Below are 25,071 nucleotides of genomic sequence, written 5' to 3'. Positions count from 1 at the left end.
GGGATTTGAAAGCGACTGTAACCGAGGCGGGCGTGCACCCATTTGGGGCAGCAGGGCAGCGCAATACCAGGCACACTTATTGCTTTTGATGTTGGTGTCTGGCGCGCAAACATTTGCATCTTGTTGTGCTCCAGCTTTCCCATGGCAGCGTGTCAATTTCATGAAAGCCTGAACCAACTGCTGCTAAGATTGACACCCTGGTTGTTTTGATGGGCATTTTGCTTAACCTTTACCCTCCACTCTACAAGGAGTTTTGCTTGAAAAAGATCTTTGCCATCGCCGCCTTGGCGGCCAGCTTGGGCTTTGCAGCCCAGGCCCAGACCCCGGCACCGGCTGCCGCTGCAGCCGCCACCGCCAACCCGGTGCGCTTGGGTGTGCTGTTGGGCTTTACCGGCCCGATCGAGTCGCTTACCCCGGCCATGGCCGCCAGCGCCGAGTTGGCGATCCGCGAGGTCAACGCCAGCGGCCTGTTCCTGCGCGGCACGCGCGTGGAAGCGGTGCGCGCCGACTCGACCTGCGTCGATGCCGCCGCCGCCACCGCCGCCGCGCAGCGCCTGATCACGGCCGAGCGCGTGAACGCCATCGTCGGCGCCGACTGCTCGGGTGCCACCACGGCCGTGCTGCAAAACGTGGCCGTGCCGCGCGGCGTGCTGATGGTCTCGCCGTCCTCGACCTCGCCGGCCCTCACGGGTGTGCGCGACAACGACTTCTTCTTCCGCACCGCACCGTCGGATGCGCGCCAAGGCGAAGTGATCGCTGAGCTGCTGCGCGAGCGCGGCATTACGCGCGCCGCCATGACCTTCACCAACAACGACTACGGCCGCGGCTTGTCGAGCAGCATCCGCAGCAACTTCGAGCGTTTGGGCGGGCGCATCACCATTTCGGCTGCGCACGAAGACGGCAAGGGCGACTACACCGCCGAAGTGGCGGCGCTGGCCGCTGCCGGGGGTGAAATCCTGATCGTGGCGGGCTACGTCGATCAAGGCGGGCGCGGCATCATCCGTTCGGCGCTCGACAGCGGCGCCTTCAGCCGCTTCTTCCTGCCCGACGGCATGATCGGCGACAGCCTGCCACCGGCCATCGGCGCGGGCCTGAACGGCTCCTTCGGTACCAAGCCTGGCTCCGAAAGCCCCGGCGGCACCCGCTTCGAGGCACTGGCGCGCGCGGCCAATATCCGCATCGGCCCATACACCTACGAGTCTTATGATGCCGCTGCGCTGATTTTGTTGGCCATGCAGTCGGCCAACTCGACCGACAGCGCACGGGTGCGCGAGCACATCATGGCGGTGGCCAACGGCCCCGGCGAGACCATCAACGCCGGTGATCTGGCGCGCGGGCTGCGCATTCTGGCGGCCGGCGGGCGCATCAACTACGAAGGGGCCTCGGCCGTGCGCCTGATCCCCCCCGGCGAATCGGCCGGTGGCTTTAGGCTCATCGAAGTGCGCAACGGCCGCATGGAAACCACGGGCTTTCGCTGACCGTTAATCCGCAGCCAGCCGCCCTTGCAAAGGGGCGCTGGCGCCCTTTTAGTCCACGCCCAACAAAACGGTCCGCCCAATCGGTGCGGGCCGTTTGTTTTGTAGCCATGATAGAAGTCCAAAACCTACGGATGCAGTTTGGTGGCATCCGCGCCGTCGATGACGTGTCGCTGACCATCGAGGCCGGGCGCATCACCGGCCTGATCGGCCCCAACGGCGCCGGCAAGACCACGCTGTTCAACGTCATCGCCGGGCATTACCAGCCCACGGCGGGGCGCGTGCTGCTCGACGGCGCCGACATCACCGGGCTGGCGCCGCACCAGTTGTTTGCCAAGGGCTTGCTGCGCACGTTCCAGATCGCGCACGAGTTTGCCACCCTGACGGTGCGCGAAAACCTGATGATGGTGCCTCCGCGCCAGAGCGGCGAGACGCTGCTGGGCACTTGGTTGCGCCCGGGCCAGGTGCGCGCCGAAGAAGCAGCGGTGCGCGCCAAGGCCGACGATGTGATCCGCTTTTTGCAGATCGAAGCCGTGGCCGACGAACTGGCCGGCAACCTCTCGGGCGGGCAAAAAAAGCTGCTCGAGCTCGGGCGCACCATGATGACCGAGGCCAAGATCGTGTTTCTGGACGAAGTCGGGGCCGGCGTCAACCGCACCCTGCTCAACACCTTGGGCGACGCGATTTTGCGCCTGAACCGCGAGCGCGGCTACACCTTTTGCATGATCGAGCACGACATGGACTTCATCGGCCGCCTGTGCGACCCGGTGATCGTGATGGCCGAAGGCCGGGTGCTGGCGCAGGGCAGCGCCGCCGAAGTGATCGCCAACGAGCAAGTCATCGAAGCCTACTTGGGCCGCGGCCTGAAGAACAAACCGGGGGCGGCGCCATGAGCTTTCTGATCGCAGAACACATGACCGGCGGCTACGGCGGCAGCGACATCCTGCACGACTGCACCATTGCTGTAGAGCAAGGCCAGATCGCGGTCATCGTCGGGCCCAACGGCGCCGGCAAATCAACCGCCATGAAAGCCATCTTCGGACTGCTCAACCTGCGCCACGGCCAGGTGCGCTTCAACGGCGAGGACATCGGCGCTTTGAGCCCGCAGCAGCGCGTGCTCAAGGGCATGGGCTTCGTGCCGCAGACGCACAACGTGTTTACCTCGATGAGCGTCGAAGAAAACCTCGAGATGGGCGCTTTCATCCGGCGCGACGACATTCGGCACTCGCTCGAGCAGGTCTATGCGCTGTTTCCGGTGCTCAAGGAAAAGCGGCGCCAGCCGGCCGGCCAGCTCTCGGGTGGGCAGCGCCAGCAGGTGGCGGTCGGGCGCGCCCTCATGACCCAGCCCAAGCTGCTGATGCTCGACGAACCCACGGCCGGCGTGTCGCCGATCGTCATGGACGAACTGTTTGACCGCATCATCGAGGTCGCGCGCAGCGGCATCGCGATTTTGATGGTCGAGCAAAACGCGCGCCAGGCGCTCAACATCGCCGACAAGGGCTACGTGCTGGTGCAGGGCAGCAACCGCTACACCGACAGCGGCGCGGCCTTGCTGGCCAACCCCGAGGTGCGGCGCACCTTCCTTGGAGGTTAAAAAAACATGGACGATATCCTCAACGCCTTGGCGCTTTTTACCAACTTCGTGCTGCTGCCCGCAGCCGTCTACGGCAGCCAGCTCGCGCTCGGCGCTTTGGGCGTGACGCTGGTCTATGGCATCTTGCGCTTTTCCAACTTCGCCCACGGCGACACCATGGCTTTTGGTACCATGATTGCCATTTTGTTCACTTGGTGGCTGCAGGCCAAAGGCGTGAGCCTGGGCTTTTTGCCCACTGCGCTGCTGGCCATACCGGTGGCGGTGCTGGTCACGGTGGGTTTCGCGCTGCTCTCGGACCGCTGGGTCTATCGCTACCACCGGGTCAAGAAAGCCCCGGCGGTGGTGTTCCTGATCTGCTCGGTGGGGGTGATGTTCCTGCTCAACGGCATCGTGCGCTTCGTCATCGGGCCGGGCGAACAACACTTTGTCGATGGCGAGCGCTTCATCTTTACCGTGGCGCAATTTCGCGAGTTCACCGGGTTGGAGCGCGGCATCGCCTTTCGCACCAGCCAGGCGCTGACGCTGGTGAGCGCGCTCGTCATCGTCGTGGCGCTGTTCTGGTTTCTCGAGCGCAGCCGCACCGGCAAGTCGATGCGCGCCTACTCCGACAACGAGAACCTGGCGCTGCTCTCGGGCATCAACCCAGAGCGGGTGGTGCTGATCACCTGGGTGCTGGCGGCGGCGCTGGCCACCGTGGCCGGGGTGCTGTACGGGCTCGACAAGGGCTTTAGGCCCTTCACCTACTTCCAGTTGCTGTTGCCCATCTTTGCTGCCGCCATCGTCGGCGGTTTGGGGAGCCCGCTGGGGGCGATTGCGGGTGGCTTCATCGTTGCCTTTTCCGAGGTACTGGTGACTTACGCCTACCGGCAGGTGCTCGATTACCTCGGCCCTGAAGCGTGGGAGCCGGTGGGTTTGATGCAGCTGCTCTCGACCGACTACAAGTTTGCGGTCTCGTTCGTCATTTTGGTGCTGGTGCTGCTGATACGGCCCACCGGCCTGTTCGGAGGCAAATCGGTATGAACGCCTGGTTGAATCGCTACATCGGGGCGCCGACGCTGTTTGGCCTCATGGGCTTGGCGCTGGTGCTGGTGGGGGTGTTGCAGAGTTGGTCGCTGGCGCTGACCATCGCCATCTACTGCGTCATCGGCGCCATCATGGCGCTGGGCCTGAACGTGCAGTGGGGCTACGCCGGCCTGTTCAACGTCGGCCTGATGGGTTTTGCGGCGCTGGGAGGGATCGCGGCCGTGCTGGTCTCGATGCCGCCCACCCCCGAGGCCTGGCAGGCCGGGGGCTCGGGCATCATCGCTTCGGTGCTGCTGTCGCTGGCCACGCTGGCCGTGGCGCTGCTGGTTTATCAGCGCATGCGCCGAGGCCGCGCGCGCATGTGGGCCATGGTGCTGATCTTGCTGGGCGGCTACCTCATCACGCGCCAGTTCTTTGACCCGGCGGTGGAGCTGATCGAGGCCGTGAACCCGGCCGCCACCGGCTACCTCGGCGGGGCCGGCTTGCCGATCATGCTCTCGTGGGTGGTGGGTGGCTTTTTTGCTGCCGGGGCGGCGTGGCTGATCGGCAAGATCACGCTCGGGCTGCGCTCCGACTACCTGGCCATCGCCACGCTGGGCATCGCCGAGATCATCCTGTCGGTGCTGCGCTTCGAGGAGTGGCTCACGCGCGGGGTCAACAACGTCAACGGCCTGCCGCGCCCGCTGCCGCAAGAGATCGACCTGCAGCAAACCGCCTGGGTGCAGGAGTGGGCGCTGCGCCTGGGCACCACGGTGCCCGATCTGGCCTCGATCACGGTCAAGCTCGGCTACCTCGGCCTGGCGCTGGGGGTGCTGCTGCTGCTATTCTGGCTGGCGCAAAGCGCGATCCACTCGCCCTGGGGCCGCATGATGCGCGCCATCCGCGACAACGAAACCGCCGCCGAGGCCATGGGCAAAGACGTGACCGGCCGCCACCTGCAGGTGTTCGTGCTCGGCTCGGCCATCATCGGCGTGGCCGGCGCCATGCTGGTGACCATCGACGGCCAGTTCACGCCCAACGCCTACAACCCGCTGCGCTTCACCTTCCTGATCTGGGTCATGGTGATCGTGGGCGGCTCGGGCAACAACCTGGGCGCCATTCTGGGCGGCTTCCTGATCTGGTTCTTCTGGGTGCAGGCCGAACCGATCGGGTTGTGGTTTATGGACGTCGTCACCGGCACGCTGCCGGCCGAGAGCTGGCTGCGCGCGCACCTGCTCGAAGGCGCGGCGCACATCCGGCTGATGGTGATGGGCATGATCTTGCTGCTGGTGTTGCGCTTTAGGCCGCACGGCCTGATTCCGGAGCGCAGCGAACGGCCGCATTCGCTGCGGCGCTAGCGCAGCAGCTCCCGGTCGCGGGAGCGCTCAGGGGGCCAGCAGCAGCTGCGCGACCCCCGAGGGGTCGCGCACGGCGTGGGTGTGCACCTGCCAGACCGCGTGCACCAGCTCGGGCTGCAACACGCTGGCCGGTGCGCCGCTGCCCACTAGGCGGCCGTCTTGCAGCACCCAGCAGCAGTCGGCGTAGCGCAGCGCCAGATTCAGGTCGTGCAGCACCAGCAGCACGCCGGCGCCGCGCTGGCGGCTCCACTGGCGCAGCGTGTTCAAGGTGGTATGCTGGTGCTGCAGGTCGAGCGCGGCGGTGGGTTCGTCGAGCAGCAGCCAGTTCGAGCGCCCATCGGCGCTGGGGTGCCAGACTTGGGCCAGCGTGCGCGCCAGTTGCACCCGGGCGCGTTCGCCACCGCTGAGCTGGCGGATGCTGCGCTGCGCCAGGTGCGCCACCGCGCAATGCTCGAGCGCGGCGCGCACGATTTGCTCTTCGTCGGGCTGCGGCTGCAAGCGGTGCGGGTAGCGTCCGAGCTCGACCACCTCCTGCGCCGTGAAGTCAAAGGCCGGCACCAGTTCCTGCGGCAAAAAAGCGCGCCGGCGCGCCAGCGCGGCGGCGTTGCGGCTGTGCAGCGCCTCGCCGTCTAGCCAAACCTGGCCTATCTGTGGGCTGCGCAAGCCGCCGAGCACGTGGAGCAGGGTCGATTTGCCGGCGCCGTTGGGGCCCAGCAAGACCCCGATTTGGCCTGCGGCGAGCTGCAAATCGATGCCCTCGAGCAGGGCGCGGCCATGTTGCTGCACCGTGATGGCTCGGGCCAGCAGGCCGCTGTGCTGTGCTGCAGCGCTGACGCTGGGCAGAAGGGCGCTGGCGGGCAGGCGAGCGTTCATGGGTGCGGTGCTTTCAGAGTGTGCGCGCGTGCGCGCTGCGCAGCAGAAGCAAAAAGAACGGCACCCCCACCAGCGCGGTGATGATGCCCAGCGGCAACTCGGCCGGCGCGATCACGGTGCGTGCCCAGGCGTCGGCCAGCAGCACCAGCACCGCCCCGAGCAGGGCCGAACCCGGCAAGACCCAGCGGTGATCGGGCCCGGCCAGCAGACGCACGATGTGCGGCGCCACCAGCCCGATGAAGCCGATGATGCCGGTGGTGGCGGTCACGGCCCCGACCACCAGCGCGGTCAGCAAAATGCAAGCGAGCTTGAGGCGTTCCACCGGCACCCCGAGCATCACCGCCTGCGCCTCGCCCAGCGCCAGCGCGTTGAGCGGGCGCGCCAAGCGCTGCGCCAGCACCACCGTGGCCAGCGCGATCAGGCCCACCACCAGCACCGCCTCCCAGCGCGCTCCGCCTAGGCTGCCCAACATCCAGAACTGCAGGTTGCGCAACTGCTCGTCGGTGGCCAGATAGCTCAGCAGGCCGATGCCGGCACCGGCCAGCGCGTTGATGGCAATGCCGGCCAGCAGCATGATCCCGACCCGGGTGCCGCCGTCGCCCAGCGACAGCGTGTAGATCAGCGCCGTGACCAGCAACCCGCCCAAAAAGGCCATCAGCATCAGCGGCCAAGTGCCCAGCGCCAGCGGCACCTCGGGCCACCACAGGCTGCCGAGCACGATGGCAAAGGCCGCTGCCAGCGCGGCGCCGCTGCTGACGCCGATCAGGCCGGGATCGGCCAGTGGGTTGCGAAACAAGCCCTGCATCAGGGCCCCGGCCACGCCCAAGCCAGCCCCGGCGGCCACGGCCAGCACCAGGCGCGGCAGACGGATGTTGAAGAACACCAGCTCGGCCGCGCTGCGTTCGGCACCGGGCCACCAATACGTGGTGAACGCCGCCGCCAGCACGGCCGGCAGTTCGCGCAGCGGCAGGCCAAAGGCCCCTTGACCGCTGGACCAGATCAGGCTGGCCAACAGGGCCACGCCTAGCCCCAGCAGCACCCAAGGGCCACGGCGCGAACTCGGCAGCAGCAGCCCAGCCAAGCCAGCCAGCCCGGCGCGCTTCAAGACCAGCGTATTCATGCCGCGATCAGACCGCGGTGCAGGGCCTCGAGCACCTGCGCCAGCCGGGGCCCAAAGCCCAGCAGCGCCAGCGCGTCTTGGTGCCACAGCGCGGCACCGCTGTGGCGCCGCTGCCAGGCGGGCGTGAGTGCCAGTTCGGGGCGCCGCCAAAAGCCCTCGGCACCGCCCACCGCCTGCAAGCTCTGCGTGGTGGTGACGATCACATCTGGGGCAGCGGCGGCCATGGATTCCGCCGTCAGGGGTCTGAAGCCATTGAAGCCCGAAACCACGTTGCGCGCGCCAGCCAGCGTTAGCATGGCGTGGGCGGCGGTTTGGCCCCCGGCCACCAGCGGGCTGCCGCCATGCGCCATGATGAACAACGCCCGCGGCGTCGGGCCGCGGTAGGCTTGCACTTGGGCACGCACGCGGGTCCATTCCTGTTCGAGTTGGCGCAGCAAGTCTTGCGCCGCTGCGCCGCGCCCGGTGGCGCGGCCGGCGGCTTGCACGGTGCGCCTCACATCGTCCCATTCGTGGCGGCGCTCGATCAGCTCGACTTGCACCCGGGCCGAGTGCAGTTGCTGCAGCACCAGCGGCGGCCCCGAGCCGGCCAGCGCCAGCACCACGTCGGGGCGCAGCGCCAGCAGCCCTTCGGCCGAGAGCTGGCGCATATAACCCACCTTGGGCGTGGCTTGCGCCGCCGCCGGGTACAGGCTGGTGGTGTCGGTGCCCACCAGTTGCGCCTCGGCCCCGAGCGCAAACACGGCTTCGGTCAGGCTGCCACCCACCGTGATCAGGCGTGGGCTGCGCGCGCTGGCCGCCGCCGCGCCCGTGGCCAGCGCCGCCAAGGCCAGGGCGCAGGCGCGCCGCGTCAGGGCCGGGGCGGCAGAAGCGCCGGCGTTGGATCCAGCGCATGCTGCCAGACGCAGTGCCGGAGCCGCATCAGCCGCTGCCCTCAGGTGCACGGGCTGGCTCATGCCGACGCGCCTTCTTCAGCCCCCGACAGGTGCGCCAGCAAATGGCGCCACTCGGTCAGCTCGGGCTTGCCGGGTTTGCGTGCGCCAAAAAACAAGGCCATGAGATCGCCGTGTGCATCGAACACCTCGAGCGAGCTGATGGTGCCGTCGCTGCTGGGCTTTTCCACCACCCAGACGTCGCCGATGTGGTCTTCGCGCAGGTGCAGGTTGAAGCCGGGGTCGAGCACATTCAGCCACACTTGGCCGCGCATTTCCAGCGGCTCGACGCGCTTGATGGGCCCGCTGTGGATCTGGATACAGCCGCTGCTGCCCACGAAAGCCATGATCGGGGTGTCGTCAAAGGCGGCCTCCATCAGCATCTGTCGCACCGAGCCGTGCGCGACGCGACGCGTGAAGCGGCCCTCAACCAGGCGCAAGCCGTGCTGGCGTTCCACACCAAATTCGCGCAGCAACGGGAAAAACTGATGCACATCGCTCATCTCGGCCCAAGCCTGGGCAAAGGCGGGGGCGTCAACCACAGGTTCAGCTGCTTTGGGCTCGGCTGTTGCGGGCGGCTCGAACACCGGCGCTGCTGCCAGAGGGTCTTGCCACTGCGCCAGCACCGCCTGCCAAGCGGCGCGGTCGCTGCCCTCGCGCAAGAAAATCTTGTGCACTGCCACGCCGTTCCGGTCGAAGAATTGCAGGCTGCTGCTGGCCGGTTTGTCGCTGTCCGGGTTCAGCTCGGTAACCGCCATGCCGGCGTGCCACTGCTTGAAAAACAGCCGCAAGTCGATCTCTTTGCCCAGCGCCAGCCCGACTTGGTTTTGCGCCGAGAGCTTTTCGTAGACCCCGGTTTTTTCGTGCACCACGCTGCGGTTGCGCGTCAGCGCCAGCAGCGGGCCGCAGGGCTGAAGCGATTTGAGCAGCTCTAGCCAGTCGGGGCGCAGCGCCACAGTGCGCGTGGCTTGCTCATGGGTTCCGAGGTGCGCGGCCAGCGCAGCGCCTTCGGACAAGCCGATGTGTTCGGCGGCGTCGCGGGCGCGCAGGCCTTGGGTTCGTGCCGCTTGGTAGGCTTGGCGGATTTCGGCGGTGTTCATGTGGTGGCTCCGATTAAAAACTGCTGACCAGTGACAAAGAAAGGCTGCGCCCCGGCGAGCTGAAGGCATCGAGCACCGCCGAATTTCCGGCTAAGCCCTGCACGTTGCTCCACTGCCAGTATTTGCGGTCGGTGAGGTTGTTGAGCGCCGCGCTCAGGCGCATGTTGCGGTTGATCTGCCAGCTGGCGCTCAGGTCTAGCGTGGTCCAGCTCGGCGGGGCAAACTGTTGCGCGCCGGCGGTGAGGGTATTCAGGATGTCGGCTTGGTCTTTGGCTGCGGTGTGCGTTAGGCGCGCGCCCAGCGTCCACTGCTGCAGCCGGTGTTCCAGCCCCAGCACCAGCCGCTCCGGGTTGACCGAGTTCAACGGCTGGTTCAGCACCGTGTCGCGGCCCTCGGTCTGGCCGTAGCTGGCGCGCAGCGTGGTGGCAGGGCTCAGGGCCCAGCGGCCTTCGAGTTCAAAGCCGTTCAGACGCACCCGGCCGCGGTTGACCGACTGAAAGGTGAGCGGATCAGCCACTGTTCCGGTTCCGCCTACGGCAACTTGGTCTTCGATGAAATCGCGGTAGCGACCGGTGAATGCCGTGGCCAGCCACTGCAGTGCGCCGTGCTGGCCGCGTGTACCGAGCTCGAAAGTGCGGCTTTTTTCCGGGCGCAGGTTCGGGTTTGGGATCGTGCGGTAGGGTGCAGTCCCCACCAAGTTTTCAAAAAAGTTGTTGAGCTGCAGCGGGCCGGGGGCGCGAAAACCCGCTGCCAGATTGCTGAAAATCTGCCAATTTGCTTCTGGCCTAAAAATCAGGCCCAGCTTGGGCGAGAGCGCATCACCGGAAAGGTCAGCCAGTGCGCGCCGGAACAGAGGGCTTTCCTGCGCGTCGATGTCGAAGCGGTCGTAGCGCAGCGCCGGGATGATGCTCCAGCGCTCGCTGATGAATTCGCTTTGCACAAACAGCGCCTGCGTGGTCTCGCGGGTGGTCGGGAAGCGCTGCAAGGGGAAGGTGTCGCCCGCCGGCGGCGCCACGCCGGTGGTGAGGTTTTCCATGTCGGTGCGCGTGAGCTCGACGCCATAAACCAGCTGCTGTGCCCAGCCGTGGCCCAGGTCGCGGCGGCGCTCGGCCTGCAGCGAGGCCTGCCAGATGTCCTCCCAGTAGGTGACGTCGCGCACGCGGAACGTGGCGGGATTGGCGCCCGTTGGGGTGCGTTGTTCGATCGCCACTTCGCGTTTTTCGGCTTGCTGAAATCCGACGTGGGCGCGCAGGCTGTCGGCCCAAGCCGCGCGCAGCGGAAACTGGCCGTCCCAGCTCAGGCGCGTTCGGCTCGAATCCATTTCGCCTTTCAAGTCGCGCGTGGCACCGGCTGCCGCCGGGTTGACGTGGCGCGCGCTCAGGGCATCGATGTCGGTGGATTTTTCTACATATTCAGCGGTGAAGCTGTGGCGCTGCCCGCCGCCAGGGGTAAACACCATTGTCCCCAGCAGGGCGTGGTTGCGGTCGCGCTGCGGGTTGGGAGCGGTGCGGGTGGTGTTGGCGGCTTGGTTGGTGCCTTGGTTGTCGAGAGCGCCGGCGCGCCCGGTTTGCACGCTGCCCAGCCACTGCCATTGGGGGCTGGCTAGGCCGGCCAGCGTCAGACCGACGCCGCTGCTGTCGTCCTCGGTGTCGGCGCGCAGTGTCAGGCGGCCACCCAGGGTTTGGCCGGGCTGCAGCAGGCTTTCGGGGCGCAGCGTGAACATCGCTACCATGCCACCAAGGCCGTCGGAGCCGTAGAGCGCCGAGGTGGCGCCGCGCACCAGTTCCACGCGCTCGATCAGGCCCATGTCGAAATAGTCGCGGCCAAAGGCGGCCGACCCCAGCACGCCGGCGACCAGTTCGCGCGGCATGCGCACGCCATCGACGGTGAGCAACACCCGGTTGCCCTGCATGCCACGGATATTAAAACCGGCGTTGCCATCGCGCCCGGTAGAGCCCAGCACGGCGCCGAAGCGCTGCGGCGCCCGGCGCACCTCGACGTTGGGCAGATCGCGCACCAGTTCGCGGATGTCTTGCGCTTGGGTGGGGTCTAGTGCCGCGCCTTGGAGCACGTCGATGCGCTGCGGCACGTCGCCCACCTCGCGCTCGGCGCGCGCGCCGGTGACCACCACGGCATCGAGTTGGGCAGTCGTTGTGCCGCCGCCAATGGTGGGGGCGGCTGCCGCGCTGCTGCCGGTGGCAGGGCTTGCTGTGCCGGTGTGTGCGCTGGGCGCGCTCTGCGCGCAGGCTAGGCCGCTGCCCAGCAGGCAGGCCAGCGCAATGGGGTGCAGCAAAAAAGAAGCGGGGGTTCGGGCAAGTATTTTCACGAGTCGGTCCAGTGGCGAGTGCAAGAATGGAAACACTGGCTGGCTCGTGGCACCTCAGGCGGTGACTGGCTGGCTGAGGATGGAGAAATTAAATCGGGGCGCGCGTCCAGCGCCGCATCACTTGGTCAGGATGAGCTTGTTTTGTCCCGTCAGGCTGAGGCGATAGACCTGCCCGGCGTGTTCGATCAGCAGCGTGCGCTGACCGGCGCTCAGATCGGTAAACCTAAACGCGCGCGGATTCGGGTTGGGCACGAGGGTGGCCCCGTTCGCGGCAGGGCAGGAGTGGGCAGACGTAGACATGGCTTCATTATAAACACCAATGCGAACGATTCGCAAGAGTGTTTAAAGCACAGGTCGCGCACTTGATGTGAATCAAGCTTCACTGTCGCGCCGGCGCAACATCGGCGCGACATCGGCGCGACATCAGGGGTCTGCGCTTATCAGACCACCTGACCGAGCTGGAAGATCGGCAGGTACATCGACACCACAATGCCGCCGATGATGGTGCCCAGCACCACGATGATGATCGGCTCCATCAGGCTCGACAGGCCGGCCACCATGTCGTCGACCTCTTGCTCGTAAAAGTCGGCCGCCTTGCCCAGCATGTGGTCGAGCGAGCCCGATTCCTCGCCGATGGCGGTCATTTGCAGCACCATCGAGGGGAAGATGCGGGCGTTGTTCATGGCCATGGTCAGGCTGGTGCCGGTGGCCACTTCGCGCTGGATTTGCGAGGTGGCGTCGGCGTACAGGCTGTTGCCTGAGGCCCCGCCGACCGAGTCCAGCGCATCCACCAGCGGCACCCCGGCGGCAAACATGGTGGACATGGTGCGGGTCCAGCGCGCCACGGTGGATTTTTCCACCAGCGTACCAAACACGGGCAGCTTGAGCAGCACCCGGTCCATGACGCGCTGCACCTTGAGGTTGCGCTTCCAAGCCTGCATGAAAAAGTACAAACCGCCGCCCAGTGCGCCAAAAATAATCCACCAGTAAGCCACGAAAAACTCGCTGATGGCGATCACCAGCAGCGTCGGGGCAGGCAGGTCGGCGCCAAAAGAGTCAAACACCTCTTTGAAGGCCGGAATCACAAAGATCATGATCACCACCACGACCACAAACGCGACCACGATCACGGCCGTCGGGTACATCAGGGCCGATTTGACCTTGCTTTTGATGGCCTCGGTTTTTTCCATGTACGTGGCCAGGCGGTCCAGCAGCTCTTCCAGGATGCCTGCGGCCTCGCCCGCTTCCACCAGGTTGCAATACAGGGCATTGAAGTACAGCGGGTGTTTGCGAAAGGCGGCGCTGAGCGAGGTGCCGGTTTCGACGTCGGTGCGCACCTGGTTGAGCAGCTTGCTTACGCTCGGATTGGGGTTGCCGCGCCCGACGATGTCAAAGGCTTGCAGCAGCGGCACCCCGGCCTTCATCATGGTGGCCAGCTGACGCGTAAAAATGGCGATGTCTTTGGGTTTGATGCGCCTAGCCGAGGCGGTTTTGCGTTTTTTGACCTTTTGCACCAGCACGCCTTGGCGGCGCAGCGTGGCCTGCACCTGGTTTTCACCGGCGGCGCGCACTTCGCCGCGCACGGGTTTGCCGTTGCGGTCTTTGCCTTCCCACTCGAATACGTATTCTTTGATGCTCTTGGTGGTTGCCGTCGCCATGATTCCCTCTTTCAGTTTTGCATCAGGCCCAAACGCCTGTGTGGTCAATCGTTGGTGCAGCCCAACACTTCCTCAAGGGAAGTGAGGCCCAGTTTAACCTTGCGCAGCCCCGATTCGCGCAAAGTGCGAACGCCTTCGGTGCGCGATTGGGCAAGAATTTCGAGCGCGCTGCCGCCGCGCAGAATAATGTGCTGCATCGCCTCGCTGATCGGCATCACCTGATAGATGCCCACCCGCCCCTTGTAGCCGTTGTGGCAGGCTTTGCATCCCACCGGGCGCCACGGCCTCCAGCTGCCGTCGAGCTCATCGGGCTTGAACCCGGCGTCGAGCAGCGCTTGATCGGGTACGTCTTCGAAAGGTTGCTTGCACTGCGCGCACAGGCGCCGCGCCAGTCGCTGCGCAGTGACCAGATTGACGCTGGAGGCGATGTTGAACGGCAACACGCCCATGTTGATCAGGCGTGTGAGGGTGCCAGGGGCGTCGTTGGTGTGCAGGGTCGAGAGCACCAAGTGGCCGGTCTGGGCGGCCTTGATGGCGATGTCGGCGGTCTCTAGGTCGCGGATTTCGCCCACCATGATGATGTCGGGGTCTTGGCGCAAAAAAGACTTGAGCGCGGCAGCGAAGGTCAGGCCCGCCTTTTCGTTGACATTGACCTGATTCACGCCGGGCAGGTTGATTTCGGACGGGTCCTCGGCGGTCGAGATGTTGACGCCGGGCTTGTTCAAGATGTTGAGGCAGGTGTAGAGCGACACCGTTTTACCCGACCCCGTTGGGCCGGTCACCAGCACCATGCCATAAGGGCGGCTGATAGCCTCAAGCAACAAGGCTTTTTCATCGGCTTCGTAGCCCAGCGCATCGATACCCATCTGCGCGCTGCTGGGGTCTAGGATGCGGATCACGATCTTTTCGCCAAACAGCGTGGGCAAGGTGCTGACCCGAAAATCGATCGTTTTGTCAGGCCCGACCTTGAGCTTCATGCGGCCATCTTGCGGCACGCGCTTTTCGGAGATGTCGAGTTTTGAGATGACTTTGATGCGCGAAGCCAATTTTTCTTTCAGGGCCACCGGTGGCGAGGCGATTTCGCGCAACTCGCCATCGATGCGAAAGCGCACCCGATAAAAATGCTCGTAGGGCTCGAAATGCAGGTCGGATGCCCGCATCGTGTAGGCATCGAGCAGCATTTTGTGCAAAAACCGCACCACAGGCGCGTCTTCGACTTCGGCCGACACCTTCTCGGAGCTTTCGGCGGCGGCCAACTCAATGGCACCATCGTCGAATTCAAAATCGCCGCCCACGATGTGCTCGATCGCTTCGTTGGCGCTGGCGCTGGTGCTATCGATCAATTTGCCTAGCTTGTCGAGCTCGGCGATCACCCAGTCCACCGTGAGCTGGGTGGTGAACTTGATTTTTTCGGCGACGTCGGTGTGGGTGGGGTCGGCGGTGGCCACCGTGATGCGGTTGCCGCGACGGCTGAGCACCACAATCCGGAACTGCTTGGCGATTTTGGGGTCAAGCACGCCTTTGGGCAGGCGCAGCACGTCGATGGCGTCGAGATCGATCAAGGGCGCAGCAAAGGTGCGCGACATGGTGTGCGCCAACTCGCGCGCGCTCAAGGCGCCGCTGCCCACCAGTTCGGCGATGAAGCTGCTTTTGTGCGCTTGGGCTTTGGCGTACAGCCCTTCAGCGCTTTGTTGGCTCAGGGTGCCGGCGGCGACCAGTGCGCGCGCCAAGCCCGGCAGGGCCATGCTGGAGATGGGGGCTTCGCTGTCAATCATGGCTGAGGCAGTTGCTGGCTGGCTTGGTGGTCAAAGTAGGCGCGGGCGGGCAGCGGCCAAGGCGCTCGCATGAGGCGAGTTCGTGTATATTCGCGCCTGCTTTCGCCTTGATGCGCGCACTTCGACGCATTTGGGTACTGTTTTAGGAGCTGACATGGATTTGCGCAAACTCAAGACCCTGATCGACCTCGTCTCGGAGTCGAATGTATCCGAACTCGAGATCACCGAGGCCGAAGGCAAGGTGCGCATCGTCAAAAGCCCGCCGGTGGCTGCAACGATGATGCAAGCGCCCGCCGCCGTGGCCACGCCCCCTGCAGCCCAGAGCGCTGCTATGTTGATTGCTGCGGGTGCGCCGCCGGTCGTGCAGCCGGCGCCGGCTGCAGCGCCCGAAGCGCCCGCAGCGCCCAAGGGGCAGGTGCTCAAATCACCCATGGTCGGCACCTTTTACCGTTCTGCCAGTCCGGGGGCCAAGCCCTTTGTCGAGCTCGGGCAGGTGGTCAAGGTGGGCGATCCGGTGTGTATCGTGGAAGCCATGAAAATCCTCAATGAAATCGAAGCCGAGCACGCCGGCACGGTGACGCAGATTTTGGCCGAAAACGGCCAAGCGGTGGAATACGGCCAGCCCCTGTTCGTGCTCGAGTGAGGGCGCAGCAGCCATGTTCAAAAAAATCCTGATCGCCAACCGCGGCGAGATCGCCTTGCGCGTGCAGCGCGCCTGCCGCGAACTGGGCGTCAAGGCGGTGATGGTCTATTCCGAGGCCGACCGCGATGCCAAATACGTCAAGCTCGCCGACGAGGCCGTGTGCATCGGCCCGCCGCCTTCGGCGCAAAGCTACCTCAACATGCCGGCCATCATCTCGGCGGCCGAAGTCACCGACGCCGAAGCCATCCACCCCGGCTACGGTTTTTTGAGCGAAAACGCCGACTTTGCCGAGCGCGTGGAAAAAAGCGGCTTCGTGTTCATCGGCCCCACGCCCGGGGCGATCCGCACCATGGGCGACAAGGTGGCGGCCAAGCAGGCCATGATCCGCGCCGGTGTGCCCTGCGTGCCCGGCTCCGAAGGCGCCTTACCCGACGATGCGGCCGAGGTCAAGCGCATCGCGCGCACCATCGGCTACCCGGTGATCGTCAAAGCCGCGGGCGGCGGCGGTGGCCGCGGCATGCGCGTGGTGCACACCGAAGCGGCGCTGCTGCACGCGGTGCAAACCACCAAGGCCGAGGCCGGGGCCGCCTTTGGCAACCCCGAGGTCTATCTAGAAAAGTTTTTGCAAAACCCGCGCCACATCGAAATCCAGATCCTGGCCGACAACTTTCGCAACGCCGTCTATCTCTACGAGCGCGACTGCTCGATGCAGCGGCGGCACCAAAAGGTGATCGAGGAAGCCCCGGCGCCGGGCATCGCGCGGCGCCTGATCGACCGCATCGGCGACCGCTGCGCCGCCGCTTGCAAAAAAATCGGTTACCGGGGCGCCGGCACCTTCGAGTTTTTGTACGAGAACGGCGAGTTCTACTTCATCGAAATGAACACCCGGGTGCAGGTCGAACACCCGGTGACCGAGGCCGTGACCGGCATCGACATCGTGCGCCAGCAGATCGCCATCGCTGCCGGCGAAAAACTGCCCTTCACGCAGCGCCAGATCGAGCTGCGCGGCCACGCCATCGAGTGCCGCATCAACGCCGAAGACCCCTACAAGTTCACCCCCTCGCCCGGGCGCATCAGCGCTTGGCACGCGCCCGGCGGGCCGGGGGTGCGGGTCGATTCGCACATTTACACCCACTACCTGGTGCCGCCGAACTACGATTCGATGATCGGCAAGCTCATCACCCACGGCGACACGCGCGAGCAGGCGCTGGCGCGCATGCGCTCGGCCCTGTCCGAGACCGTGATCGAGGGCATCAAGACCAACATCGCCCTGCACCGCGAGATCTTGGTGGACGCCAACTTCGAGGCCGGCGGCACCAACATCCACTACCTCGAAGCCTGGTTGGCGCAGCGTGAGCGCTGAACCGCTGGTTGGGGCCGAACCCCAAGGCGGGGCCGAGCCCGGAGGCACACAGGGCGCGCTGCACGAGCTGCTGCTGCTGGCCCCCGAGAGCCAAGTCGAGCCCTTGAGCGAGGCGCTGGAGGCGCTCGACGCCCTGAGCGTGTCGGTCGAAGACGCCGACGCCGACACGGACGCCGAGCGCGGTCTGTTTGGCGAGCCGGGCCTGCCTGCGCCCAAGGCGGGCTGGGCGCGCTCGCGCCTGACGGCGCTGTTTGCCAGCGCAGCGGCGGCGCACGAAGCGCAGCAGCTGCTGCAAGCGCAAGATTTTTTCGCCGGTTGCGAGGTCTGCGCGCTGCGGCCGGTGGCCGACACCGATTGGGTGCGCCTGACGCAGACGCAATTCGAACCGGTGCCGATCACGCCCACTTTTTGGATCGTGCCCAGTTGGCACGAGGTGCCGCCTGCGGCGCAGCAGGTGATCCGGCTCGACCCCGGGCAGGCCTTTGGCACCGGCACCCACCCCACCACCCGCATGTGCCTGCGCTGGCTGGCGCAGCAGCCGCTGGCGGGCCGCAGCGTGCTCGATTACGGCTGCGGCTCGGGCATTTTGGCGATTGCAGCGGCCAAGTTTGCGGCGCAGCGCATCGAGGCCGTCGATATCGACCCGGTGGCGGTGCAAACGGCGCAGCGCAACGCCTTGCACAACGGCGTGCAACTGCAAACCGGGCTGCCCGACCTGGCCTGTGGCACCTACGACGTGGTGCTGGCCAACATTCTGGCCACGCCGCTCAAGCTGCTGGCGCCGCTGTTGTGTGAGCGCGTGGGCCCAGGGGGGCAGTTGGTGTTGTCGGGTATTTTGCAGCGCCAAGCCAGCGAGTTGCAGGCCGCCTACGCGCCGTGGTTGCCGTTGCAAATCAGCGATGCCGAGGACGGCTGGGTTCTGATGACGGCGCGCGCGCCTTGAGGCGCTGCACTGCAATAATTGAAGCATGAGCTTCATCACCCGTTGTCCGGCCTGTGCCACCGCCTTCAAGGTGGTGCCCGACCAGCTCAAGATTTCCGATGGTTGGGTGCGCTGCGGCCAGTGCCAGCAGGTGTTCAATGCCACGCTCGATTTGCAGCCGTGGTCTCCGGGGCCGGAGCCAGCCGCCCCCCAGCCCCCCCAGCCGAGCCAACAGTCCGCAGCGCAGGTACACGAAACCGTGCCCGAGCCCGAGCCCGAGTCTCGCACTACGCCAGCGTCGGTGCCTCAGCCCGTTGTGCCGCCGCCTTCGCCAGCGCAGACCGAACCGCAAGAGCCTGACGGCCCGCAAGAGCCGCAACCAGAGGTCCAGGATCAGCAAACATCGCAGGTGCAGCCAGAGGTGCAATGCGCCACGGTCTCGCAGCCGCATCCAACCCCAGGGGATGCCGAGCCGGCACTGGTGCAGCAGCAACCCCAACCCGATCCACAACACCAGCCCACAGACCCGCAGCCCAGGCCGGCAGTCGATGCAGATGCAGGTGCAGGTGCAAGTCCTCTCGCGCATACAGCTCAAACGGCGCCATCTTTCGTGCGCAAGGCGCAGCGTCAGGCCCTGTGGCGACGGCCTGCAGTGCGGCTGTTGCTCCTGGTCGCAGTGGCCGCGCTGGCCCTGTTGTTGGGCCTGCAAGCCGCCACACAATGGCGGGCGCCGCTGACGCGTGCCGTGCCCGCCACGCAGCCCGTGCTCGAAGCCTTGTGCCAGACCTTGGATTGCCAGCAGGCTCTGCCAACCAACCCCAACGATGTGGTGATCGACAGCTCGGTGCTGCTGCGCCTGGGCCCGGGTATGTACGGCTTTCATGTGGTGCTGCGCAACCAGACGGCGCTGGAAGTGGCCAGCCCGGCGATCGAGCTCACCTTGACCGACATCCACGATCAGGTGCTGGTGCGCCGCGTGCTGCTGCCGCACGAATGGCCGCGCCCAACCGCATCCCTGCCGGCCGGGGCGGAGTGGTCGTTGCAATTCGAACTCGCTTTTGATGGCATCGAAGGGCGCGTCATGACCGGCTACCGCGCCATTTTGTTCTACCCCTGATTGATACCGTCTGCTTTCCCTCGGCTGTTCTGCTCCCACCCCCTGGCTTCCATTGCTTACACCATGACCATTCTGATTTGCGGCTCGCTGGCCTTTGACACCATCATGACCTTTGAGGGCCGCTTTGCCGAGCAGATCTTGCCCGAGCAGTTGCACATTCTCAACGTCTCCTTTCTGGTGCCGGCGCTGCGGCGCGAGTACGGCGGCTGCGCCGGCAACATCGCCTATGGCTTGCGCCAGTTGGGGGTGCAGGCGCGCCCGGTGGCGGCGCTGGGCAACGACGGGCAAGATTATCTGGAGCGCATGCAGGAGCTGGGCATCGACACCGGCGCGGTGCAATGGGTGAGCCAGCACTACACCGCGCAGGCCATGATCATGACCGACCGCGACAACAACCAGATCACCGCCTTTCACCCCGGCGCCATGGCGCTGGCGCACCAGAACCCGATCGTGGCCGCGCCCGAGGCGCGCATCGCCATCGTCTCGCCCGATGGGCGCCAGGCCATGATCGAGCACGCCGAGCAGTTGCACGCGCTCGGGGTGCCCTTTGTGTTCGACCCGGGCCAAGGGCTGCCGATGTTCGACGGCCCCGAGCTGCTGCGCTTCATCGAACTGGCCGACTGGGCCGCGCTCAACGACTACGAAGCGCGCATGTTGAGCGAGCGCACCGGCCTGGGTTACGCCGAGCTGTCGCAGCGGCTGCGCGGCCTCGTGATCACGCTGGCCGATCAGGGCTGCGACCTGTGGCAGCAGGGCCAGTGCAGCCGCGTACCCGGGGTGCCCGCGCGCGCGGTGCTGGACCCGACCGGCTGTGGCGACGCCTTGCGCGCCGGCTTGCTCTACGGCTTGGCGCAGGGCTGGGACTTGCGCCGCAGCGCCGAACTCGGCAACCGCATGGGAGCCGAAAAAATCGCCTCCCGGGGCGGCCAGAACTACCGCTTCAGCCTCTGAGAAGCTGAGCGCCGCCTCCCCGCCTCTCAGCGCTCGTTCAGGGTTTCTTGCCGGTGGGGAAGGGCCAAGCCGCCTTGGGGTTGGGTGCTGGCGGCTGGGCCAGCGGCTCTGCTTTGGGTGTTTTAGGGGCCTTCGAGGCTTTTTCAGCTTTGGGCTCGGTTGGCGCCGCCTTGACCACTTTCTCCGCCTTTTCAGATTTGGCAGACTTGTCGGACTTGGCTTTGGTTTTGGCGGCCGGGGCTGCGGCTGGATTGGCTGGAGCGGGTGCAGCCGCCGGCTTGGCGGCCGTTTTTTTGCTGGTTGCCGCAGCCAGTGCCCCCGTTGTGGCGGGTGCCGCTGCCACGCTGGCTTTGGGCACGGTTTTGCGCGCTGGCCGCGGCGCGCTGGCCGCAGGGGTCGCAGGTGCAGTAGGTGCCTCGGGTGCCGCAGCGGCGGTCTTTTTTGCAGGGGCCATTCTTTACTCCTCTTTGGTTTATTGCCGTTTGACTAGGGCGCTGCGCCTGCGGCGAACCGACGCAGCCAGCGGGCTAAAGCGGCGTCAATCCCACGACAGGGCGCCGCCCGTCTGGTACTCGATCACGCGCGTCTCGAAGAAATTGCGCTCCTTCTTCAAGTCTATCATTTCACTCATCCACGGGAAGGGGTTTTCTTCGCTGGGGTAGAGGGCATCGAGTCCGATCTGGGTCGCGCGCCGGTTCGCGATGTAGCGCAGGTAGCCCTTGAACATCGAGGCGTTGAGCCCGAGCACGCCGCGCGGCATGGTGTCTTCGGCGTAGCGGTACTCGAGCTCCACCGCTTGCTCGAACAGCGCCTTGATCTCGGCCTTGAAGGCCGGCGTCCACAGGTGCGGGTTTTCCAGCTTGAGCTGGTTGATCAGGTCGATGCCAAAGTTGCAGTGCATGGATTCGTCGCGCAGGATGTACTGGTACTGCTCGGCGGCACCGGTCATCTTGTTTTGCCGCCCCATGGACAGGATCTGGGCAAAACCGACGTAGAAAAACAGCCCCTCCATCAGGCAGGCAAAGACGATCAAGCTCTTGAGCAGCTTCTGATCGGCCTCGGGCGTGCCGGTGCTGAAGGCCGGGTCCATGATGGTGTCGATGTAGGGCAGCAGGAACTCGTCCTTGGCGCGGATCGATGGCACCTCGTGGTAGGCGTTGAAAATCTCGCCCTCGTCCAGCCCCAGGCTTTCGACGATGTACTGGTAGGCGTGGGTGTGGATGGCCTCTTCGAAAGCCTGGCGCAGCAAAAACTGGCGGCACTCGGGCGCGGTGATGTGGCGGTAGGTGCCGAGCACGATGTTGTTGGCGGCGAGCGAGTCGGCGGTGACAAAAAAGCCCAAGTTGCGCTTGATGATGCGGCGCTCGTCTTCGGACAGGCCCTTGGGGTCTTTCCAGAGCGCGATGTCGCGGCTCATGTTGACCTCTTGCGGCATCCAGTGGTTGGCGCACGAGGCCAGGTACTTTTCCCAAGCCCATTTGTACTTGAAGGGCACCAGTTGGTTGACGTCGGTCTGGCCGTTGATGATGCGCTTGTCGGCGGCGTTGATGCGCTGGTGCGTGGGGCGCTCGCTTGGGGCAGCGGGCTGCGCGGCCACGGCGGCTACCGCCGCTTCATAGAGGCTGGCTTTGGCCGCCGCCAGAACGGCGGGCTTGATGGGGGTGGATGGCACCGGCTGCAGCGCCACTTCGGGTTGATCGTCCCAGTTCAGCATGGGGTTTTCCTGTTTGGTGGATTATGAAAGGTTGAGCGAAAAAAGCAAGCGCCAACGCGGCTTTTGTGCACCACCGAGGCCGCCGTGTGGGGTCTGGGCATCGGCGTTGTCATCGGCGGCTGCATGGGCGGCCTCATTGGCAGGCTTCGCAGCCCGGGTCGTCGATGGCGCAGAACTTGACGTCGGTGGCCGGGCCGGCCGCAGTCAAGGCGCTTGGGCCACCCAGCTCGGAGGCTTGGCCGCTGCCGTGCGCGCCCGCAGCCTGCATCGACACCGCGCTCGACACGGCGTTGAGCTGGCCCACGCGGCCGGTCGATTTCTCGGCCTGGGTGGCGCTGGTGGTGCGCAGGTAGTAGGTGGTTTTGAGCCCGCGCAGCCACGCCAGTTTGTAGGTCTCGTCGAGCTTCTTGCCCGAAGCCCCGGCCATGTAGAGGTTCAGGCTTTGCGCCTGGTCGATCCACTTCTGGCGCCGTGCGGCGGCCTCCACCAACCACGCCGGCTCCACTTCAAAGGCGGTGCGGTAGAGGTTTTTGAGTTCGGCCGGCACCCGGTCGATGGCCTGCAGCGAACCATCGAAGTGCTTCAGGTCGAGCAGCATCACCTCGTCCCAGAGCCCGAGGCGCTTGAGGTCGCGCACCAGGTAGCTGTTGACGATGGTGAACTCGCCCGAGAGGTTGCTCTTGACCGACAGGTTGCCAAAGCAGGGCTCGATCGAGGCATCGACGCCGACGATGTTGGAGATCGTGGCCGTGGGGGCGATGGCCACGCAGTTGGCGTTGCGCATGCCGTCTCGGGCGATTTTGGCGCGCAGCGCGTCCCAGTCCAGCGTCTGGCTGCGATCGACTTCGAGGTAGCCACCGCGTGCCTGCGCCAGCAGCTCGAGCGAGTCCAGCGGCAGCACGCCGCGCTGCCACAGCGAGCCTTGGTAGCTCGAATAGCGCCCGCGCTCGGCCGCCAAATCGCTGCTGGCCCAGTAGGCGTGGTAGCAGACGGCTTCCATGCTCTGGTCGGCAAAGGCCAGCGCCGCTGGGCTGGCGTAGGGCGTGCGCATCTGGTAGAGCGCGTCTTGAAAGCCCATGATTCCCAGCCCAACCGGGCGGTGGCGCAGGTTGGAGTCGCGCGCTTTTTTCACCGCGTAGTAGTTGATGTCGATCACGTTGTCGAGCATGCGCATGGCGGTGGCCACGGTGCGGCGCAGCTTGTCGTGGTCGAGCACCCGGGCACCCGAGCCATCGGCGGCGTCTTTGAGGTGTTGCGCCAGGTTGACCGAGCCGAGGTTGCAGACCGCGATTTCGCTGTCGCTGGTGTTGAGCGTGATTTCGGTGCACAGGTTGGACGAATGCACCACGCCCACATGCTGCTGCGGGCTGCGCAGGTTGCATGGGTCTTTGAAGGTGATCCAGGGGTGCCCGGTCTCGAACAGCATCGACAGCATCTTGCGCCACAGGTCGGTGGCGGGCAGCTTTTTGTAGGGCGTGATCTCGCCGCGCGCGGCTTTTTCCTCATAGGCCAGGTAGGCGCGCTCAAAGGCCGGGCCCACCAGCTCGTGCAGATCGGGCACGCTGTGGGGCGAAAACAGGCTCCAGTCGCCCTTTTCCAGCACCCGTTTCATGAACAGATCGGGTATCCAGTTGGCGGTGTTCATGTCGTGCGTGCGGCGCCGGTCGTCGCCGGTGTTTTTGCGCAGCTCCAGAAACTCCTCGATGTCTAGGTGCCAGGTCTCGAGGTAGGTGCAGACCGCCCCCTTGCGCTTGCCGCCTTGGTTCACGGCCACGGCGGTGTCGTTGACCACTTTCAAAAACGGCACCACCCCTTGCGATTCGCCATTGGTGCCCTTGATGTGGCTGCCCATGGCGCGCACACGCGTCCAGTCGTTGCCCAGCCCACCGGCAAACTTGGACAGCAGCGCGTTTTCCTTGATTGCATCAAAGATGCCCTCGAGATCGTCGGGCACCGTGCTCAGGTAGCAGCTCGACAGTTGCGAGCGCCGGGTGCCGCTGTTGAACAGCGTTGGCGTGCTGCTCATAAAGTCAAAGCGCGACAGCACCTCGTAGAACTCGATCGCCCGCGCCTCGCGCTCGATTTCGTTCAGCGCCAGCCCCATGGCCACGCGCATAAAAAACACCTGCGGCAGCTCGATGCGGCGCTTGTGTTGGTGCAAAAAGTAGCGGTCGTACAGGGTTTGCAGGCCCAGGTAGTCAAACTGCAGGTCGCGTTCGGGCTTGAGCGCCGCCGCCAGCCGCGCCAGATCGAATTGCAGCAGATCGGGGTTGAGCAGCTCGGCCTGCACCCCCAGCCGGATGCAAGCTGGGAAGGCGTCGGGGTAGTGGCTGGCCAGTTCGGATTGCGTCAAATCCTGCCCCAGCACCTCGAGGGCGATGGTGTGCAGCAGCAGCCGCGCGGTGGCGTAGGTGTAGTCGGGGTCGGACTCGATGCGCGTGCGCGCCGCCAGAATGGTGGCTTTATAGACCTCGTCCAGCGGCACGCCGTCGTAGAGGTTGCGCAGCGTTTCGGCCACGATCGGCTCGGGCCGCACCGCCTCGCCCAGCCCGGCGCAGGCGTTGGCCACCAGGGTGCGCAAGCGCTCCAAGTCGAGCGGCTGGCGCTGGCCGCCGATGCTCACGTTCAGCACCGGGGCCGCTGGCGCGGCGCTGGCTTGTTTGGCGGCACGCTCTTGGGCGCGGCGCTCGCGGTAGAGCACATAAGCCCGCGCCACTTCGTGCTGACCGGCGCGCATCAGCCCCAGCTCCACCTGGTCTTGCACGTCTTCGATGTGAAAGGTGCCGCCGGCCGGACGCGAACGCAGCAGCGCCCGCACCACGGCCTGGGTGAGCTGCTCTACGTCCTCGCGCACGCTGGCCGAGGCGGCGCCGTGGGCCCCGCGCACCGCCAAAAAGGCTTTCATCAGTGCCACCGCGATCTTGCTCGGCTCAAAAGGAACGACGGAACCGTTGCGGCGGATGATCTGGTAGTGCGGCAGGCTGGTGCCTAGGGGTTCGCGGGCGGCCTCGGGGGCGGCGACATGGGGGCGCTCGATGGATGCAGCAAAAGGGGCAATGGACATGGGTGTTCCTTGTGGGTGCGCAATGGGTGCAGCCGTGCGGCTGGCTGTGCTTGGGTGCGTAGTGGCCACTACCTGTAGTGGTTTGCT

The 25,071-nt window shown here is 65.7% G+C and carries 21 protein-coding genes and 1 pseudogene; 11 read left to right on the top strand and 11 right to left on the bottom strand.

Annotation, left to right across the window (positions count from 1 at the left end; all coding sequences use genetic code 11):
* Positions 1–257: 257 nt before the first annotated feature.
* The 5 genes from SMCB_RS07790 to SMCB_RS07770 all read left to right on the top strand — a co-directional run bounded on the left by SMCB_RS07790 (position 258) and on the right by SMCB_RS07770 (position 5,429).
* Positions 258–1,478: an ABC transporter substrate-binding protein gene (locus SMCB_RS07790; protein ID WP_197539292.1), complete on the top strand. Its 1,221-nt coding sequence runs from the start codon at positions 258–260 to the stop codon at positions 1,476–1,478.
* 107 nt (positions 1,479–1,585) lie between these two features.
* Complete coding sequence (locus SMCB_RS07785; protein ID WP_045536083.1) at positions 1,586–2,368, top strand: ABC transporter ATP-binding protein; 783 nt, start codon at positions 1,586–1,588, stop codon at positions 2,366–2,368.
* Positions 2,365–3,069: an ABC transporter ATP-binding protein gene (locus SMCB_RS07780; protein WP_045536081.1), complete on the top strand. Its 705-nt coding sequence runs from the start codon at positions 2,365–2,367 to the stop codon at positions 3,067–3,069. The genes SMCB_RS07785 and SMCB_RS07780 overlap by 4 nt, the downstream gene beginning before the upstream one ends.
* A 6-nt stretch (positions 3,070–3,075) precedes the next feature.
* On the top strand, positions 3,076–4,089 hold the full coding sequence (locus SMCB_RS07775) for a branched-chain amino acid ABC transporter permease (RefSeq protein ID WP_045536078.1): 1,014 nt from the start codon (positions 3,076–3,078) through the stop codon (positions 4,087–4,089).
* Positions 4,086–5,429 (top strand): branched-chain amino acid ABC transporter permease, encoded by a 1,344-nt coding sequence (locus SMCB_RS07770; protein WP_045536076.1) that lies wholly within the window; start codon positions 4,086–4,088, stop codon positions 5,427–5,429. The genes SMCB_RS07775 and SMCB_RS07770 overlap by 4 nt, the downstream gene beginning before the upstream one ends.
* A gap of 27 nt (positions 5,430–5,456) precedes the next feature.
* Here SMCB_RS07770 and SMCB_RS07765 read toward each other — a convergent pair whose 3' ends face one another.
* The 8 genes from SMCB_RS07765 to pilB form a co-directional block, all read right to left on the bottom strand.
* Complete coding sequence (locus SMCB_RS07765; RefSeq protein ID WP_082027304.1) at positions 5,457–6,302, bottom strand: heme ABC transporter ATP-binding protein; 846 nt, start codon at positions 6,300–6,302, stop codon at positions 5,457–5,459.
* 13 nt (positions 6,303–6,315) lie between these two features.
* A complete protein-coding gene (locus SMCB_RS07760) occupies positions 6,316–7,422 on the bottom strand; it encodes a FecCD family ABC transporter permease (protein ID WP_045536074.1) in 1,107 nt (368 codons plus the stop codon).
* Positions 7,419–8,375 carry a heme/hemin ABC transporter substrate-binding protein gene (locus SMCB_RS07755; protein ID WP_082027303.1) on the bottom strand — a complete coding sequence of 319 codons (957 nt, stop codon included), beginning with the start codon at positions 8,373–8,375 and terminating at the stop codon, positions 7,419–7,421. Before SMCB_RS07755 ends, SMCB_RS07760 begins: the two co-directional genes overlap by 4 nt.
* The gene (locus SMCB_RS07750) at positions 8,372–9,451 is read right to left on the bottom strand and encodes a hemin-degrading factor (protein WP_045536072.1); all 1,080 of its coding nucleotides are present in this window, start codon (positions 9,449–9,451) and stop codon (positions 8,372–8,374) included. The genes SMCB_RS07755 and SMCB_RS07750 overlap by 4 nt, the downstream gene beginning before the upstream one ends.
* Before the next feature lie 13 nt (positions 9,452–9,464).
* On the bottom strand, positions 9,465–11,744 hold the full coding sequence (locus tag SMCB_RS07745) for a TonB-dependent hemoglobin/transferrin/lactoferrin family receptor (RefSeq protein WP_052468455.1): 2,280 nt from the start codon (positions 11,742–11,744) through the stop codon (positions 9,465–9,467).
* A gap of 150 nt (positions 11,745–11,894) precedes the next feature.
* Positions 11,895–12,077: a hemin uptake protein HemP gene (gene hemP / locus SMCB_RS07740; protein WP_034109471.1), complete on the bottom strand. Its 183-nt coding sequence runs from the start codon at positions 12,075–12,077 to the stop codon at positions 11,895–11,897.
* A gap of 140 nt (positions 12,078–12,217) precedes the next feature.
* Positions 12,218–13,435 (bottom strand): type II secretion system F family protein, encoded by a 1,218-nt coding sequence (locus SMCB_RS07735; RefSeq protein WP_045536070.1) that lies wholly within the window; start codon positions 13,433–13,435, stop codon positions 12,218–12,220.
* 44 nt (positions 13,436–13,479) lie between these two features.
* A complete protein-coding gene (gene pilB, locus SMCB_RS07730) occupies positions 13,480–15,210 on the bottom strand; it encodes a type IV-A pilus assembly ATPase PilB (RefSeq protein ID WP_045536068.1) in 1,731 nt (576 codons plus the stop codon).
* 154 nt (positions 15,211–15,364) lie between these two features.
* On the opposite strand from pilB, the gene accB reads away from it, so the two are divergent.
* From accB to SMCB_RS07705, 6 genes and pseudogenes are all read left to right on the top strand, one after another.
* Complete coding sequence (gene accB, locus SMCB_RS07725; RefSeq protein WP_045536066.1) at positions 15,365–15,853, top strand: acetyl-CoA carboxylase biotin carboxyl carrier protein; 489 nt, start codon at positions 15,365–15,367, stop codon at positions 15,851–15,853.
* A 13-nt stretch (positions 15,854–15,866) separates the two neighbouring features.
* The gene (gene accC / locus SMCB_RS07720; protein WP_045536064.1) at positions 15,867–17,216 is read left to right on the top strand and encodes an acetyl-CoA carboxylase biotin carboxylase subunit; all 1,350 of its coding nucleotides are present in this window, start codon (positions 15,867–15,869) and stop codon (positions 17,214–17,216) included.
* Positions 17,217–17,274: 58 nt separating this feature from the next.
* Entirely contained in the window at positions 17,275–18,159 is an 885-nt protein-coding gene (gene prmA, locus SMCB_RS07715; RefSeq protein WP_045537842.1) for a 50S ribosomal protein L11 methyltransferase, read from the top strand.
* Positions 18,160–18,184: 25 nt separating this feature from the next.
* A pseudogene (locus tag SMCB_RS13305) lies at positions 18,185–18,250 on the top strand (zinc-ribbon domain-containing protein); the annotation flags it as partial.
* 549 nt (positions 18,251–18,799) lie between these two features.
* Positions 18,800–19,255 carry a DUF3426 domain-containing protein gene (locus tag SMCB_RS12850; RefSeq protein ID WP_171820263.1) on the top strand — a complete coding sequence of 152 codons (456 nt, stop codon included), beginning with the start codon at positions 18,800–18,802 and terminating at the stop codon, positions 19,253–19,255.
* A gap of 63 nt (positions 19,256–19,318) precedes the next feature.
* Positions 19,319–20,206 (top strand): carbohydrate kinase family protein, encoded by an 888-nt coding sequence (locus SMCB_RS07705; RefSeq protein WP_045536060.1) that lies wholly within the window; start codon positions 19,319–19,321, stop codon positions 20,204–20,206.
* A 37-nt stretch (positions 20,207–20,243) separates the two neighbouring features.
* On the opposite strand, the gene SMCB_RS07700 is transcribed toward SMCB_RS07705, so the two are convergent.
* The 3 genes from SMCB_RS07700 to SMCB_RS07690 all read right to left on the bottom strand — a co-directional run bounded on the left by SMCB_RS07700 (position 20,244) and on the right by SMCB_RS07690 (position 24,984).
* Positions 20,244–20,660 carry a hypothetical protein gene (locus SMCB_RS07700; RefSeq protein ID WP_052468454.1) on the bottom strand — a complete coding sequence of 139 codons (417 nt, stop codon included), beginning with the start codon at positions 20,658–20,660 and terminating at the stop codon, positions 20,244–20,246.
* An 84-nt stretch (positions 20,661–20,744) separates the two neighbouring features.
* Positions 20,745–21,920 (bottom strand): ribonucleotide-diphosphate reductase subunit beta, encoded by a 1,176-nt coding sequence (locus tag SMCB_RS07695; protein ID WP_045536058.1) that lies wholly within the window; start codon positions 21,918–21,920, stop codon positions 20,745–20,747.
* Positions 21,921–22,053: 133 nt separating this feature from the next.
* Positions 22,054–24,984, bottom strand: a complete 2,931-nt coding sequence (locus SMCB_RS07690) for a ribonucleoside-diphosphate reductase subunit alpha (RefSeq protein ID WP_052468453.1) — start codon at positions 24,982–24,984, stop codon at positions 22,054–22,056.
* Positions 24,985–25,071: the final 87 nt, after the last annotated feature.

The organism is Serpentinimonas maccroryi, assembly GCF_000828915.1.
Taxonomy (GTDB): Bacteria; Pseudomonadota; Gammaproteobacteria; order Burkholderiales; family Burkholderiaceae_C; genus Serpentinimonas; species Serpentinimonas maccroryi.
Note: the sequence above shows the minus strand (reverse complement) of the source record. Positions and strands in the feature narration are given on the sequence as shown.